Here is a 15,631-nt window from a genome sequence, read left to right as displayed (position 1 = left end):
ACCTGGTATCAACGATTCGCGACGATAAAATCATGCTCATTGCCGTCAATTACCACTATATCCGGCCGCGCTTCGACGCCCCGCACCCGGGGATACACGGCGTGACCCCGGAGGAGTTCCGCTCGCGCCTGGAGCTCCTTTCGCGCGCCGGAGAGTTCATAGGCTTGGGGCGGCTTAGAGCTGCCGTTTCGGGCGGGGCGGGCCTTCCCGAGCGCGCCATCCTGGTCACCTTCGACGACGGGCTCAGGGAGCAATTCGACCACGCCCGGCCGGTCCTCCAAGACATGGGGATCCCCGCGGCCTTTTTCGTCAACCCGGCTCCCCTGGAGCGCGGGACCGTCATGCTCGTCCATAAAATACACATCCTGCGCTCCAGTATGAAGCCTGATGAATTCATCAAGAAAATAGAAGAAGGCGCTCGCGCCCATGACGGCGGATCGAACCCATTGCCAAAGGAGCGGCAGCACCTGGCCGCTGGCGCGGCCAGGTTATATCCATACGACGACCCGACTTCGGCGCAAACCAAGTATCTTCTTAACATCTTGCTGCCAAGGCCTTTGGTGGCCCGGATCATAGATGAGCTCTTCGCCGAGCGCTTCAAGGGGGAGGAGGCCGCGTTGAGCCGCGGGCTTTACATGGACCGGGCCCGGCTGGAGACGCTCGCGGCCGGCGATTGCCTCGGCAGCCACGCCTACGACCACGTGCCCCTGGGGCTTCTTTCCCGAGAGGAGGCCGACCTGCAGATTTCCAGTTCTCTGGAGCGGCTCGAGGCCCTGTCCGGCGCTCGGCCCTACGCCTTGAGCTATCCCTACGGCTCCCGGGAGGCCTGCGCGGGGCCGGCCCCAGGCTCGGCGCGGCGGGCGGGCGTGGAGCTGGCCTTCACCATGGAGCGGGCCGGCAACCCATCCCTCGAGGACCCGCTGTTCCTGGCGCGCTTCGACGGCAACGACATGCCCGGCGGCAAATCCTGCTCGTGGCCGGCCGAGGAGCTCTTCGAACGGATTCCCCGCCGAAGCTGGAAGAGCGCCTGAATGTGCGGCATTTTCGGAGCTTTAGGCCTCGAGCTCTCGGCGCTGGGCGTCAAGGACGCCCTCCAGAGCCTTCGCCACCGCGGCCCCGACGACTGGGGGGCCTGGTCCTCCGATTGGAGCGGCCGGGCCGCAAGCGAGCTCTGCCCCGACCTGTCGGCTCCCCCATGGGCCCCGGGCAACATGTCGGAGGAGTTCTGGCGTGGCTTCTCGCCCAAGGACGTGGCGCTTGGGCATGCTCGGCTCAGCATTTTGGACCTGACGCGCGACAGCCGCCAGCCCATGGCGGAGGAAGAGGGAGTGGCCCTGGTCTTCAATGGGGAGATCTACAACTACATCGAGCTTCGTTCGGAGCTTGTCAGCGCCGGCTGGAAATTCCGCAGCCGGGGCGACACGGAGGTTCTCCTTAAGAGCTACCTGGCCTGGGGACCGGCCTGCGTGTCGCGCTTCAACGGGTTCTTCGCTTTCGCCGTTTGGGACGGCCGCAAGAAAACCCTCTTCGCGGCGCGGGATCGTCTCGGAAAGAAGCCCTTCTATTACTGCCGTCCTTCGGCTGAGAGCCTCGTCTTCGCCTCGGAGATCAAGGCTTTCTGGGCCGTCCGGGCCGTGGAGCCGGCCGTCCGTCGGGACGTGGCCGCGCGCTTCCTCGCCCTGGGGGCGCTTCCCAAGGAGGACGAGTCGCTCTTCGAGGGAATTTGGCAGCTTCCCGCGGCCTCCATTTTGCTGTGGAGTCCGGGGCAAACGCCGCGCATCGAGCGCTATTGGGCGCCGGAGGTTTCCTTCGACCGCAAGCCCGAGAGGGCCGAGGAGTCCCTGCGCGAACTCCTCTTCGACTCAGTCCGCTTGAGATTCCGCTCCGACGTTCCGGTCGGGGTCGCCTTGAGCGGCGGGGTGGATTCGGCAAGCTTGCTTGCCGCGAGCGTGGACGTGCGCAAGGCCGGCGGCGTGGGCGAGTTGCGCGCGCTTTCGGCGGCCCATCATGAGGAGCGCTTCAGCGAGGGCAAGCGCGTTCGCCAGACCTTGAGCGCCTATCCGGAGGTCGCGCACGAGTTCTTTTCGACGTCCCAACTCAACTCCTACGGGGATTTCCTGGAGTTTCTGCGCTCCCAGGACGAGCCTCTCAAATTCGACGGAGTGTTCAGCCAATACCGCTTCATGCGGCAGGCCTCCGCCGCCGGCTTCAAGGTGCTTTTGAGCGGTCAGGGCGCCGACGAGCTTTTCGCGGGCTACCCCTGGTACATCAGGGTCTACGCGGCCTGGCTCTTGAGGCGGGGGAAGGTTTTTCAAGCCTGGCCGTGGCTCAAGGAGCTCAAAACCCGGCAATACGGGTCCTGGCCCGGCCTCTTGGGCGATTTGGGAAGCGACCTCCTCATGTCCCGCGGGAAATCCTACAAGCATCGCCGCGTCCTGCGCTGGCTTTCCCGGGACGCTTGGGCAAGCCACTGCCTCGAGCCTTATGAAAGGGAGCTGCGCCTGTCCCAGGATTGGCCGGCGTACCATGCCAGCCAAATATTCCAGGCGAGCCTTCCCGGACTGCTCAAGGACGAGGATCGCAACTCCATGGGAAGCGGCATCGAGACCAGGCTCCCGTACCTCGATCACCGCCTGGTGGAGTGGGCCCTGAGCCTCGACCCCTCCTTCATGTTCCGGGGCGGGGCGACCAAGCACCTGCTGCGCAGCGCCTTCGCCTCGCGGCTCCCGGAGGATGTGGCTTGGTCCAAGGAAAAGCGGGGCTTTTACGTTCCCTGCGCCAATCAATGGCCGGAGCACAAGGCCGAGTTCAAGCGCCTCATGGAGGGAGCCTCCTGGGCCTCCTCGTTCGTGGACGTGCCGGGCTACGCGAAGCTCTGGGAGAGCGGCCAGATAGACGAGCAGCTTGCCTGGAGATTCTTCAGTCTGCTCTTCGCCAGCGAGAACGCCGAGAAATCCTTCGCGTCCGCGAGGCCGAATTCCCCGCCGAGCGCGGCGGTTCGGGCGTCCGCGCGCTTCGCGATACTGCTGCCCACGGTGGTCAAGCCCCCGGCCCTGGGCGGAGGCTACCTCAACACCGTGAGGTTCGGCCGGCTTCTGGCCCGGCACGCGGAGGTGCGCTTCGTGTCGTACAAGGCCAAGGAGGAGGGAACGTGGTTCCTGCCCGAGGCCGAGGAGCGGCTCATCCGGGACCGGTACGTCATGGTGCTTCTTTGGGGCCAGGACGTGGCCGCTCACGTGCGCTGCTACCACGGCAAGGCTCCGCTCGTGTACTATCACAAGGGAATTGACTTCAACGTGCATTTGGAGCCGGACATGCCCATCCTCTGCAACAGCCGCTACCTCATGACCCACGCCCAGGAAAATTGGCCCGCCAACCCCGCCTTCTACATGCCCCCGGTCTTGGAGCCGCATTGCCGCGACGCCGGCCGGCCGCGGGACATTGACGTGCTGGTGGTCTGCCGCAAGCAGCCGGGCTACATCTTCAAGGAGCTGGTCCCGAGGCTCAAGGCGCGCTGCCGGGTGGAGGTCTTGGATGAATTCCTCGACAGGGAGCGCCTTTTCGAGCTTTTCAACCGCGCGAAAGTGTATCTTTACGCCTACGCCCCCCAGCGCACCGATTACTCCTCCACGGGCTGGCGCATGATGGAGGGCTTCGGAACCCAGGCCTTGGAGGCCATGGTCTGCGGCTGCGCGGTGTTCAGCAACCTGCGCGGAGGCATGGCCGATTTCGTGGACCCGGAGGTCAACGCCTTCCGCCTTGAGTCCCATTCGGCCGATTGGGACGCCTGCCGGATACTCAAGGCGGTTCAAGCATACCCCCCGCAGGGGGGCCGGCGCCGCGCGGACTTCCTGCTCGAGCACTACGGGGAGGACGCGTTCCACGAACGCGCCGAGGCCTTCGCCGATTTCATGGCCGATTACGTCCCCTTTTGCGAGCGGCACCCGGCCCGGCCTGCGGATTTCGGCTTTCCCGCCCCCATGAGCCGGCTGGAGAGGATCGCGGAGAGGACGGCGCGCGAGCTCTACAGCTTCAAGAGGCGCCATCTGGGAGAGTATCCCCTGCGCAAAATAGCGGATTTCTGGAAATGAGGGTCGCGCTCTTCGGGAACTCGACCTCGGCCCGCCAAGGGGGGAGCCTCGTTTACCTCTCGGCCTTGGCCGCCGCGCTCGTGGAGCGGCACGAAGTGGATTGCTACAGTCCGAACGGGCTCGGCGCGACGGAGCTCTCGCGGGTCTTGCCGGAGCAAGGCGGCCGTCCGGCCTTTCGGCCCGAGCCGCGGCGCTCCGAGGCCTGGGTCTGGGGGGAGCTTAAGGCCGCTTTTTCGGACAGGGCCTACGACCTCGTGGTTCTTCAATCCTCGCGCGTGCCCAGGCTGTCTCTCTGCGCGAGAGCCTATCTTCTCTGCGAATTTCCCTTCCAAAAATCGGTGCCTTGGGACGACCGAGCAAGGCTTTCGAGCTACCGTGGCGTCATCGCCAATTCCAGCTACACCGCGCGCTGGATCGAGAGGCTCTGGGGCCGCCGGGCCGAGGTTCTCCATCCGGCCGTAAGCCCCGTTGAGCCCGGGCCCAAGAGGCCGTATATCCTGGGAGTGGGGCGCTTTCTCGAGGGCGGGCGCTCCAAGAGACAGAGGGAGCTTGTCTCTATTTTTCGCGAGCTTTGCTCCTCCGGCCTCAAGGATTGGGAGCTTCATCTGGCCGGGTTCGTGCAGGACAAGGCCTACGCGGCCCTCGTGTCCGAGGAGGCAAAGGGCCTGCCCGTCAAATTCCATTGGGATGCCGGCCGGCCGGAGCTCGAGGAGCTCTATTCTGTTTCCTCGGTGTTCTGGCACGCGGTCGGCGCGGGAGTGGATCCCGAGGAAAGGCCGGAGGGCATGGAGCATTTCGGCATCTCCACGGTGGAGGCCATGAGCGCGGGCTGCGTGCCCGTGGTGATCAATCGCGGCGGCCAGCCGGAAATCGTGGGGCCGGGGCAGGGCGTGCTGTGGGAAAGCCTCGAGGAATGCGCCGAAGCGACGTCCCGCCTGGCCGCGGACGCGGCGAGGCTTAACTCCCTGTCGCGGGCCTGCGCGCTCCGCGCCCGGGATTTCGCCTTTCCGGCGTTTTCCCGGAGGGCGCGGGAGATATTCTCGTGAATCCGCGTCCCGTGCCGGGCACGGAGCTGCTTGCCGTCGGAAATCCCGACGCGGCTCTCCTGGGGGGGCTCTCGGAGGGTCCGGGAGACTTGTGGCACAGCGGGCTTCAGCGCGGGGCCGGCGGCCTTTTGGGGGAGCTGCGTTATTGGTCGCCCGTTTATTGGTTCTATCTCAACGATGTGGATCCCGTCGTCAGAGGGGTTTCCTGGCGCCTGGATCCGGGGGGTTTCGTGGTACGGGCCTCGGCTTGGCGAGCTTTGGGAGGAGCCGATCCCGGCTACGCGAGCGACGCGGCGCGGGCCTTGGATCTGGGTTTTCGCCTTCTGCGGCGCGGGGGGGTGCCGCTCCACGTCCCGGGGCTTTTCGGGGCTCATCCGCGAACGAAAGAAAAAAATGAAATTCCTCGAGAGGATCTGTACCTATTTTTCATCAGGCATTTCAAGCGCCAGTACCGAATGTGGGTCCTGGCGCGCGAGTCGGCCAGGCGCCGGGCGCCGCTCTCGCAGTGGCGCGCCCTTAGGCGCGCCGAGGCCCGCGCTCGAGCCGTTCCCGCTCTGTACGACCGGGACCTTCCCGCGCGGCCGCTGCGCCCACTGCCCGAGAGCCGCCCGTCGGTCTCGGTCATCATACCCACCTTGAGCCGGCCCCGCTGCATGGCCAATCTCCTGTCGGACTACACCCGGCAGACCTTTCTTCCCGGCCAGATCGTGGTCATGGACGCGACTCCTGAGCTCGAGCGCGAGGCCGGGCTCTACGAGCTTTTCAAGGCCAAGCTTCCCCTGGTGGTGCTCTGGCAGAAATCCCTGGGCTCCTGCCGGGCCCGCAACGAGGCCATCGCGGCCTGCACCGGAGACGTCATCGTTTTCGGGGACGATGACATCCGGATTCCTCCCGACTTCGTGGAAAACCACGTGCGGCTCCTCGAAACCTACAAGGCCGACGGCGCGGTGGGGCTCGACATCCGGGCCGACCACCCCGAGCAGGGCTTGGAGGACTTGGCGCGCAAGCTCTCTGATCCCGCCTTGCGCCGGGGCGCGGCCGGGGCGGCGGCGACCTTCAATAACGCCAACTCCTGCGTGCGCCGCGAATGGGTCCTGCGCTGCGCGGGCAACGACGTCAATTTCGACGGGGGCTACGGAGAGGACCAGGATTTCGGGCATTGCCTGGTGGAGAAAGGCGCCGTTCTCCTGCGCAATCCCCGCAGCGCCGATCTGCACTTAAAGCCCGCCGCCGGCGGGTTTCGCTGGTGGCAGGGGCAATTGGAGCTCAAGGGCAAGGCCCGCCGGCGCCAGCCTTGGGAGCTCGAGCGCCAGGTCGGCTGGATATCTCCCCGCCCGAGCCCCACCATCATGTACGGGTTCCTGAAGCACTACACCCACGAGCAGCTTCGGGAGTGGCTTTATATTTATCTAGCTAGGTCCTGGTGGCCGAGCTACGCCAAGCCCGGGGAGTCCTTCGCCGTCCGATGCCTCATGCTTGTCCCGCGCCTCCTGGCCACGCCGTGGGTCCTCTTGCGGATACGGGAGAGTATGCGATTCGCGCAGGCCTTGAAAGCGAGGGGGCCGCGCTATGAGTAAGTTCCTCCTCGTCATCCCGGACGGCCCGGGGATGCGCAATTTCCTCTGCTCGGGATTTCCGGGGCTTTTGCTGCGCTCGGGGGAGGTGGCGGTCTGGCACGGCCTTCCGGAGGAGGCGATCCGGCCCTACGAGAAGAGCGCTCCGCGGGGGATTTCCTACCAGCCCCTTCCCTTCTGGCGCGAGAGCTTGACCGAGCGCCTGCTCCGCCTTGCCAAGGGCTGCGCCCAGCTCTACTGGAAGCGGGAAGAGGGCACGAGGTTCATCTTGAACCAGATGACGGTCCCGGACCAGGATCCTGCCGACCTTTGGATCGCCCGCCTGGCCAAGGTCCTGGGCCGCTGGTGCGCCGGGCCGCGGCGGATGGCTCTGCTCGAACTCTGGCATGCCCGCGTCGTCTCGGCCTCGGTCCACATTGGGGAGTTCGAATCCTTTCTCGCCCAAGTCAAGCCGAGCGTGGTCCTTTGCGCGCACCAGAGGTCGAGCCGCGCCGTGCCGGCCCTCGTGGCCGCGCGAGGAATGGGGATTCCCACCGCCACCTTCATCTACTCGTGGGATAACCTCCCCAAGGGGCGCATGGCGGTCCGCGCGGATCACTTCCTGGTTTGGAGTCCGTGGATGAGGCAGGAGCTGTTGATTTATTATCCCGAGGTGGCGCCGGAGCGCGTCCATGTCGTGGGCACCCCCCAATTCGAGCCTTACTTCGACCTTTCCTTAATAACGCCCCGTGAGCCCTTCCTGCGCGGCCTGGGTCTCGACCCCGGCCGGCCCACGGTGTGCTTTTCCGGAGATGACTTGGCGACGTCCCCGCACGATCCTATCTACTTGGAGGATTTGGCCGAGGCCCTGCAAGCAGTTCCGGAGGAGAAGCGCCCGCAGATACTCTTTCGCCGCTGTCCCACGGACGACGGCAGGCGCTACCAGGGAGTTTTGAGCCGCCACCCCGAGATCGCGGTCTGCGAGCCGCGCTGGGCGATGGTTTCGGAGGGCGATTGGTCCCAGCGCGCGCCCACGACGGAGGACTCGGCCCTCTTGGCCAACGTGGCGGCGCACTGCGACGCGGTGGTCAACGTGGCCTCGACCATGGCCTTGGACTTCGCGATTTTGGGAAAGCCCGCCGTGTACCTGGCCTATGATCCCCCGGGGTGGGTTCCGGGCCAGCGCAGCATCCATGACATCTACCGCCTGCCTCATTTTCGCTGTGTCCATGAATTCGATCCCGTGCATTGGGCCCGGTCGAGCCGCGGTTTGGGAGAAATCGTGATGCACGCTCTTTCCCATCCCGAAGAGAAGGCCTCGGCAAGGGAGGCATGGAAAAACAAAACAGCCCTGCATCCCCTGGACCAGGCCAGCCGCCGCTGCTGCGAGGCTTTGCGGCGAATCGCGGAGGGCTCCGGGCGATGCACGTAGCCTTCTTGACCGCGGAATACCCGCCGCTTCCCCACGGCGGCATCGGGACCAGCGTGAGGAGCCTCGCCCGCGGGCTCGTGCGCCGGGGGCACCGAGTGACCGTCCTGAGCTGGGGGGAAAAATCAGCTTTCGCTGACGAGGGCGTGGCCGTCCGCGTCCTGGCGCAGGCGGCTCTTCCCAAGACCGGCTGGTTCATGAACCGTTGGCGCGCGCGGGCTGAACTCAACCGGATGGTCCGCGAGGAAGGCCTAAACCTGGCCGAGGCCCATGACTGGTGCGGAATTTCGGCGGGAATCCGCCTCGAGTGTCCCCTGCTCGTGCGCTGTCACGGGACCTCGGCCTATTTCGCCGATCTTCTGGGCGAGCCCTCCCGGGCCGGCCTGCGCTGGGCCGAGTCTTGGGCGCTCAAGGGTGCTGATGCTCTCGCGGCGGTGAGCCGCTTTACGGCCGAGGCCACGGCGCGCTTGTTTGGGCTCGCGCGGCCCATCGAGGTCATCCACAACGGCGTGGACGCGGCGCAATTCCGTCCGGACTCCGCAGGCTGCGAGCCGGGCCTCCTGCTGTACCTGGGGACTATCGTGCGCAAGAAGGGGGTCTTGGACCTCTGCCGGATATTCTCGAGGGTCGTCGAGCTTCGCCCGGAGGCGCGGCTGGTCTTGGCCGGGCGCGACGCCGCCGACCGCCGGACCGGCGCGGGCTCGACCTGGGCGCTCTGCCAGGCGGCGCTATCGCCGCCGGCTCGGGAGAGAATTTCTTACCTGGGCCCTCAGCCGTACGAGAACGTGAGGGCCTTGCTGAATCGGGCCAGTCTTTGCCTCTTCCCGTCCCGGGCCGAGGCCTTGCCCATGGCTTGGCTGGAGGCCATGGCCTGCGGCAAGGCCGTGGTCGCCTCGAGCCTGGGCTGGGGCTCCGAGGTGATCGAGCACGGCGCCTCCGGGCTTTTGGCCGATCCCGCCGACCACGAGGAGTACGCCCGGGCCGTGGCCGGGCTCCTGAAGGAGCCCGGCAGGGCTAGGCGCCTTGGCCAAGCCGCCCGCCTTCGGGTCGAGGCGGCCTTCTCCATCGAGGGCATGGTGGAGAAGAGCTTGCGCTGGTACGAGGCCGCGCTGGCCGGCGGAAAGGGGGGCTCGCCCTGAGAACGGCCGTGGAACTATCTCTAGTCATCTGCACCTACCAGCGCCCCGGGCCCCTGAAGAATCTTCTCGAGGCTCTCGCGCTCCAGGACCGGCCTCCGGACCAGACCCTCGTCGTGGACGCGTCCCTCGATGATGCGAGCGAGCGCGTGGCGCGCGAAGTCATGATTTCCGGCGGGCTTCCGGGCTTGGAGTATCGCCGCGCGGGTCCCGAGGAGCGGGGCCTAACGCGCCAAAGAAACCTCGGGATCGGACTGGCCGGAGGCGCCATCATCGCTTTTCTCGATGACGACACCATCCCGGAGCCCGGCTATTGCCGGGAGCTGCTGGCTTGTTTTACCCGCCATCCCGAGGCCGCGGCCGCGGGGGGCTATATCACCAACGAGGAAGCCTGGCGGCGGGCGGATCCCGCCTCCTCCCGGTCATGGGCGGTCTACCGCCGCGGCTCCTGGGAGCGCCGTGAGGATTACCGCTGGCGCCTTCGGGCCGCGCTGGGGCTGGTCCCATGGGAGAACCCGGGTTGGCTCCCTCCTTCCGGGCACGGGCGTCCCGTGTCCTACCTGCCTCCCGACGGCGAGGACTACGAGGTCGAGTTCGTGATGGGGGGGGCCAGCGCCTGGCGCCGGGAAATCTTCGAAAAGCACCGATTCTCTCCCTATCTCGAGGGTTATGGCCTTTACGAGGACTTGGACCTATGTCTGCGCGCGTCCGCCGACGGGCGGCTTTTCCAATGCACGAGGGCGCGCCTGGCCCATCATCACGCAGGTTCTGGGCGGCCCCGGGCTTTCAGGTATGGCGAGATGGTGACGCGCAACGGCTGGCGGGTCTGGCGCACGCGCTGGCCCGAGCCTGCCTGGCTCGACAGGGCGCGCTGGTGGCTCATCAGCGTTTTTCTCCTGCTCTGCCGGCTGGGTGACGCCGTGCGCGGGCCGCGGCGCGGCCAAGCCCTGGCCGAGGCCGCCGGGCGGGCGTGGGGCTTGGTCCGAGTTCTTTGGAGCCGCCCGCCGCTGCCCGCGGCGGAGTCCGGAGCGCGGACCTTGCTGGTGGTCAGCCACGTATGCCATTATGAATGGGAGGGGAGAACCTACGCCTACGCCCCCTATGCGCGGGAGCTGGACATCTGGGCCGACCTTTTTCCCCGGGTGCTCGTCGCGGCTCCCCTGCGGCGCAAGCCTCCTCCGGCCCAGGCGAGCGTATTGCGCCGCGGCAACATCCAGGTTGCCGCGCAGAGGGAAGTCGGCGGGCTCTCCCTCTTGGCCAAAGCTGCGGCCTTGCCTTCCATTCTATGGTCCTTGCATCGCGTCATGAGCCAGGCCGACGCCATCCATGTGCGCTGCCCGAGCAACTTGGGCCTTTTGGGAGCGGCGCTGGCCCCGTTCTACAGCCGCCGCCTGGTGGCCAAGCATGCCGGGCAGTGGAACGGCTATCCCGGCGAGGGTTTGAGCGGGAAAATGCAGAGGTGGATCCTAGGCTCCTCGTGGTGGCGCGGCCCGGTCTTGGTTTATGGGCGGTGGCCGAACCAGCCCGCCCATGTGGTGCCTTTTTTCACCTCCATGCTGAACTCCGCGCAGATCAAGCGCGCCCGGGCCGCGGCCGCGGCCCGGGCCGCGCGCGAGGGGGAGGCTTTGCGTGTCCTCTACGTGGGCCGTTTGGCTCCGGAGAAGAACGTGGACGTTCTCCTGGAGGCTCTCTCCTTGCTCAAGCGCGGGGGGACCGCTTTGCGCTGCGAGATAGTGGGGGATGGGGTGCAGAGGCCTTCCCTCGAGGCCCTGGCCGAGAGGGAGGGCCTGGGAGAGTCGGTGTTTTTCTTCGGCGCCGTTCCTCTCGAATCCGTACTGGACTTCTACGAACGCAACGACGTGCTAGTCCTAGCCTCCGAGGTGGAGGGCTGGCCAAAGGCAGTGGCCGAGGCCATGGCCTTCGGTCTAGTCTGCATCGGTTCGGATCGGGGCTTTGTCTCCCATCTCCTGGGGGAGGGTCGCGGGATATTGGTCCAGCCCGGGGACGCCCAAGGCCTGGCCGAGGCGATCGCGGGCGTGGGCCGGGCTCCCCGCGATTTCGAGCCCATGCGCCGCCGCGCCGCGGCCTGGGCCCAGCGCTACCGCTTGGAGGATTTGAAGGAAAGTATTCGGGCGCTCCTGGAGGAGAGTTGGGGCAAGGCATGAGGCTTCCCATCGGAGTGATGCACGTCACGGACACCCTCGAGGCGGGTGGGCTCGAGAGGATGAGCGTCAACCTCGTCAATCGCCTGCCGCGCGAGCGCTACCGCCCCTATCTTTGCACCACGCGCCGGGAGGGCCCATTGGCCGAACTGGTTTCTCCCGATGTGGGACGCCTGGCCTTGAATCGGCGCTGGCGGGGGGATCTCCGCGCCGTGAGGCGACTGGCTTCTTTCATTGGAAGCAACGAGATACGCCTCCTTCACGCGCACGGTTCATCCCTCTTCATCGCGGCCTCGGCCTGCCGTCTGGCGCCACGGACCGTCCTCCTCTGGCATGATCATTTCGGTCCGGCCCGGCGCGCGGGCCGCTCGCCCTGGCTCTACCGCCTGGCCGCCTCCCGGGTTTCGGGGGTCATCGCCGTGAGCCGGGACCTGGCGGATTGGGCGCGGGGGCCTCTGGGCCTGCCCCCCGAGAGGATTTGGCATATTCCCAATTTTCTATGCGAACCGGCCGCGGTCCCTTCCGTGGATCCTCCCGGGCAAGCCCTACCGGGAGAGGAGGGCCAGAGAATCGTTTGCGTGGCCAATTTCAGGCCCGAGAAGGATCTCCTTTGCCTCATAGAGGCCCTGCCCGCCGTGCTTGAGAAGCGGCCCCGGGCTCGCCTGGCCTTGGTGGGTTCCGTGGTGGAGCCGGCGTATCACGCCCGGGTGCTCGCCAAGGTGCGCGAGCTCGGACTTGAGGGGAGCGTTTCCGTGCTGGGCCCCCGGCGGGACGTCTTTCCCATCCTTAGGCGCTGCGACATCGGGGTGCTAAGCTCGACTGCCGAGGGGCTGCCCTTGGCTCTGCTCGAGTACGGCTCGGCGGGCTTGGCCGTAGCCTGCACCGCGGTGGGGGATTGTCCCGAGGTTCTCGAGGGCGGGAAGGCCGGGATTCTGGTGCCGCCCCAGTCTCCCGAGAAGCTGGGGCGGGCTCTTTTAGCCCTGCTGGAGTCGGAAGAAACCCGAAAGACCCTGTCCTGCCGCCTTCGGGAGCGGGTCCGGAGCCATTACAGCGCCGAGGCCGTGATGAGCCGAGTCGAGCGCGTCTACGAGGAGCTCTTGGACTTGCGATGAACAAGGCGAAACCTCCCGTTCCCTGGAAGCTCCTCTCCTTCGTGGCCGCCCATGTTCCGTTGGCCGTCCTCATGCGCCAGAATTCCGGCATCGCGGTGGTCCACGCCTCGGCCACGATGGCCGTGGCGTTCGGGGCGGCCCTTTTCGGCCGGGGCCTGCAGTGGCCTATCTATTCCGCAGCCTACGTGGTGGGTTGCGAAGTGCTGTGGCGGACCACCCGGGCGAGCAGTGTCATTTTTTGGGAATCGGGCAAGTACGCGACGGCGGCTCTCTTGGGCATCGCTTTCCTGCGCCACATAAAGAAGCCGAAAGACATGTTCTTGCCCATCCTGTACCTCGCGCTCCTCCTGCCCTCGATCATGGTTACGGTTTCCGATATGGGCCTGTCCCGCGAGACCCGGAACATGATCAGCTTCAACATCTCGGGGCCGGTGGCCTTGGCCGTCTGCGCCGTATTTTTCTCCCAAGTGCGCATGCAATGGGACGATTTGCACAAGCTCCTCTGGATATTCCTGGGGCCCGTCGTGGGAACGGCCGCCATCGGGACCTATAGGATGATGACGGCCGAGGAGTTCGTCTTCACCGGCAAGTCGAGCTTCACGGCGAGCGGCGGCTTCGGCCCCAACCAAGTCTCGGCGGTGCTGAGTCTGGGGCTGGTGTTCTGCCTCTTCATCGCCTGGCAGGAGAGAAGTAAAATCACGCGCGCGGTGGCCCTGGGCCTGGCCCTGTGGCTGGCCGGGCAGACCTTGCTCACGTTTTCGAGAGGGGGTATCTACAACGCCGGGATCTGCGTGGTCCTGGCCAGCCTCCACGTCATTCCCCAGCGCCGCAAGCGCATGATGTTCCTGGCCCTGCTGGGGATCGGGTACCTGGCCATGACCAAGTTCCTGATCCCGCGCCTTGACGCCTTCACGGAGGGCATGCTCTCGGAGCGCTTGAGCGCTACCGCCATCACCGGGCGTTATGAAATGGCCGAGGCGGAGATACGGACTTTCTTGGAGAATCCGGTGCTGGGGGTGGGGCCCGGCCTGGCCTCGACCCGCCACCCCGGCTACATGGAGGAGCTGCCGGCCCACACGGAGTTCACCCGGCTTCTGGCCGAGCACGGCCTAGGCGGGGTTTTGGCCCTGGTCTGTCTATTGGCGATGCTCATGCGGGGCTATCTCAGGGCCCCGAACCTGCCGGCACGGGTTTTCTCCTCGATGATGGCCGGCTGGGCGATCGTCGAGATGGGCCACGCGGCCACGAGGATCGCGGCGATCTCCTTGACGGCGGGCTTGGCCTTGCTGCGCTGGGACGAGAGCCCCGCGCCGGCGCCTACCGGCGCAGGAGCAAGGACAGCACCGTCCTCACCAAAAGCGTGAAGTCGAAGAGGAAGGAGGAACGCTGGATGTATTCCTTGGCCAGGCGTATCTTGTCCGGGAGCACCCGGCTCAGATAGATCTTCTCCGGGTCGAGGCCCCCCAGAACCTTGGCCTCGTCGCGGTACTGGAAGGAGGCCAGGTCGGTGACGCCGGGCTTGACCTTGAGTATCTCCTCGTAGTCCTTTCGGAAGAGCTCCGCGTATTTGCGCACCTCCGGGCGGGGGCCGACGAGACTCATCTGCCCCAAGACCACGTTGACGAGCTGGGGGAGCTCATCAATTTTGGTCCGGCGCAGGGCCGCTCCCAGGCGTGTGATCCTGGGGTCATGGCCGGAGGTGAGGGAGGCTCCGGCGTTCGCGGCCATGGTCCTGAACTTGTAGATGATGAAGGGTTTGAAGCCCTTCCCCATGCGCTCCTGGCGGAATAACACCGGCCCTTTGGAGTCGAGCTTGACGAGCACCGCGACCAGGGCGAAAACGGGGAGAAGGAGGGCGAGGCCGACCAGGGCGGCGGCCAGATCGAAGGCTCTCTTGATCACCGCCGGTTCTGCTTGACGATCCGGCTTACGGAGTCGATCACGTACTCGACGTCGGATTTCCTGAGGCCCGGATAAATGGGAAGGGATATGTTTCTGTTGGAGGCGGCCGTGGCCCGCGGGAAATCCTCCGGGCGGAGCCGGAAGGATTTCCGGTAGTAGGGCTGCAGATGCAGGGGGATGAAATGGACGCTGGTCCCGATGTTGAGCTCGCGCAGCCTCTCGATGAAGGCGTCACGGGAGATGGAAAGTCTCTCGAGATTGAGGCGTATGACGTAGAGATGCCAAGCGTGTTGGATTGCCGGCAGGACGGTGGGGGCCTCGATCTCGGGCAGCTCCCGGAAGGCCCGGGTGTAGCGCTCGGCGTGGCTCTCGCGGATCCGCCAGGAAGCCTCGCATTTGGCGAGCTGGCAGAGTCCGATCGCGGCCGCGATGTCGGTCATGTTGTATTTGTAGCCCGCCGTGATCACCTCGTAGCGCCAGGAGCCGGCCGCGTTGTAGCGCTTCCAGGCGTCCTTGCTGATGCCGTGCAGGCTCAGGAGGCGGGCCTTAGCCGCGCGCGCGGGATCATTGGTGACGAGCATCCCGCCTTCCCCGGTGGTCACCGGTTTGACGGCGTGGAATGAGAAGCACCCCATGTCGCCCAAGGTCCCGACCATCTTGCGGCCGTAGCGGGAGGGAGGGGCGTGGGCGGCGTCCTCTATGACGGCCAAGCCCCGCCTTTCGGCGACGGCCAAGATGGGGTCCATGTCGCAGGGGTGGCCCCCGAAATGGACTGGGATGACCGCTCTCGTCCTGCGGGTGACGGCGCGTTCGATGAGCTCCGGGTCCATGTTCAAGGTGTCCGTCCTGCAGTCAACGAGCACGGGCTTGGCCTTGAAGTAGAGGGCGACCTCGGCCGTGGCCGTGAAGGTCATGGTGGGGACGATGACCTCGTCTCCCTCCTTGAGCCCCAAGGACAGCAGGGCCAAATGCAGGGCGGCGGTTCCTGAATTGACCGCCACGGCGTGCTTGGCGCCGATGTAGCGGGCGAATTCTCTCTCGAAGCGGCGCACCTCGGGGCCCGTGGTCATCCAACCCGATTTGAGCACCCGAGCCACGGCTCTGACCTCTTCATCGGCGACATGTGGAACGTGGAACGGAAGAAAAGTCTTTCTCAAGGGTCCCCTTGAATATTGCCAGAATATAGTTTATAAGTTAGCA

General features: G+C 66.1%; 11 protein-coding genes. 9 read left to right on the top strand and 2 right to left on the bottom strand.

Features of this window, described 5'->3' with window-relative positions:
• The first annotated feature begins 32 nt into the window (after window positions 1-32).
• From HY921_00125 to HY921_00085, 9 genes are read left to right on the top strand one after another with little or no spacing between them, the layout of a single operon-like run.
• Window positions 33-1,031 carry a polysaccharide deacetylase family protein gene (locus HY921_00125; GenBank protein MBI5629277.1) on the top strand — a complete coding sequence of 333 codons (999 nt, stop codon included), beginning with the start codon at window positions 33-35 and terminating at the stop codon, window positions 1,029-1,031.
• On the top strand, window positions 1,032-4,091 hold the full coding sequence (gene asnB / locus HY921_00120; protein MBI5629276.1) for an asparagine synthase (glutamine-hydrolyzing): 3,060 nt from the start codon (window positions 1,032-1,034) through the stop codon (window positions 4,089-4,091).
• Window positions 4,088-5,137 carry a glycosyltransferase family 4 protein gene (locus HY921_00115; GenBank protein ID MBI5629275.1) on the top strand — a complete coding sequence of 350 codons (1,050 nt, stop codon included), beginning with the start codon at window positions 4,088-4,090 and terminating at the stop codon, window positions 5,135-5,137. Before asnB ends, HY921_00115 begins: the two co-directional genes overlap by 4 nt.
• Window positions 5,134-6,714 carry a glycosyltransferase gene (locus tag HY921_00110; GenBank protein MBI5629274.1) on the top strand — a complete coding sequence of 527 codons (1,581 nt, stop codon included), beginning with the start codon at window positions 5,134-5,136 and terminating at the stop codon, window positions 6,712-6,714. Before HY921_00115 ends, HY921_00110 begins: the two co-directional genes overlap by 4 nt.
• Window positions 6,707-8,122: a hypothetical protein gene (locus HY921_00105; protein ID MBI5629273.1), complete on the top strand. Its 1,416-nt coding sequence runs from the start codon at window positions 6,707-6,709 to the stop codon at window positions 8,120-8,122. Before HY921_00110 ends, HY921_00105 begins: the two co-directional genes overlap by 8 nt.
• Window positions 8,113-9,258 (top strand): glycosyltransferase family 4 protein, encoded by a 1,146-nt coding sequence (locus HY921_00100; protein MBI5629272.1) that lies wholly within the window; start codon window positions 8,113-8,115, stop codon window positions 9,256-9,258. The genes HY921_00105 and HY921_00100 overlap by 10 nt, the downstream gene beginning before the upstream one ends.
• Before the next feature lie 8 nt (window positions 9,259-9,266).
• A complete protein-coding gene (locus HY921_00095) occupies window positions 9,267-11,420 on the top strand; it encodes a glycosyltransferase (protein ID MBI5629271.1) in 2,154 nt (717 codons plus the stop codon).
• Window positions 11,417-12,529 carry a glycosyltransferase gene (locus HY921_00090; protein MBI5629270.1) on the top strand — a complete coding sequence of 371 codons (1,113 nt, stop codon included), beginning with the start codon at window positions 11,417-11,419 and terminating at the stop codon, window positions 12,527-12,529. Before HY921_00095 ends, HY921_00090 begins: the two co-directional genes overlap by 4 nt.
• A complete protein-coding gene (locus HY921_00085; protein MBI5629269.1) occupies window positions 12,526-13,893 on the top strand; it encodes an O-antigen ligase family protein in 1,368 nt (455 codons plus the stop codon). Before HY921_00090 ends, HY921_00085 begins: the two co-directional genes overlap by 4 nt.
• Here HY921_00085 and HY921_00080 read toward each other — a convergent pair.
• The gene (locus HY921_00080; GenBank protein ID MBI5629268.1) at window positions 13,847-14,431 is read right to left on the bottom strand and encodes a sugar transferase; all 585 of its coding nucleotides are present in this window, start codon (window positions 14,429-14,431) and stop codon (window positions 13,847-13,849) included. The genes HY921_00085 and HY921_00080 overlap by 47 nt on opposite strands.
• Complete coding sequence (locus HY921_00075) at window positions 14,428-15,588, bottom strand: DegT/DnrJ/EryC1/StrS aminotransferase family protein (protein ID MBI5629267.1); 1,161 nt, start codon at window positions 15,586-15,588, stop codon at window positions 14,428-14,430. Before HY921_00075 ends, HY921_00080 begins: the two co-directional genes overlap by 4 nt.
• Between the last annotated feature and the right edge of the window lie 43 nt (window positions 15,589-15,631).

It is taken from the genome of Elusimicrobiota bacterium, from assembly GCA_016218575.1.
Taxonomy (GTDB): Bacteria; Elusimicrobiota; Elusimicrobia; order UBA1565; family UBA9628; genus JACRDN01.
Note: the sequence above shows the minus strand (reverse complement) of the source record. Positions and strands in the feature narration are given on the sequence as shown.

Excerpts from the sequence above, each read along its gene's own strand:
- HY921_00125 (MBI5629277.1), top strand. The coding sequence starts at position 33 with ATGCTCATTGCCGTCAATTACCACTATATCCGGCCGCGCTTCGACGCC.
- asnB (MBI5629276.1), top strand. The coding sequence starts at position 1,032 with ATGTGCGGCATTTTCGGAGCTTTAGGCCTCGAGCTCTCGGCGCTGGGC.
- HY921_00115 (MBI5629275.1), top strand. The coding sequence starts at position 4,088 with ATGAGGGTCGCGCTCTTCGGGAACTCGACCTCGGCCCGCCAAGGGGGG.
- HY921_00105 (MBI5629273.1), top strand. The coding sequence starts at position 6,707 with ATGAGTAAGTTCCTCCTCGTCATCCCGGACGGCCCGGGGATGCGCAAT.
- HY921_00100 (MBI5629272.1), top strand. The coding sequence starts at position 8,113 with ATGCACGTAGCCTTCTTGACCGCGGAATACCCGCCGCTTCCCCACGGC.
- HY921_00090 (MBI5629270.1), top strand. The coding sequence starts at position 11,417 with ATGAGGCTTCCCATCGGAGTGATGCACGTCACGGACACCCTCGAGGCG.
- HY921_00085 (MBI5629269.1), top strand. The coding sequence starts at position 12,526 with ATGAACAAGGCGAAACCTCCCGTTCCCTGGAAGCTCCTCTCCTTCGTG.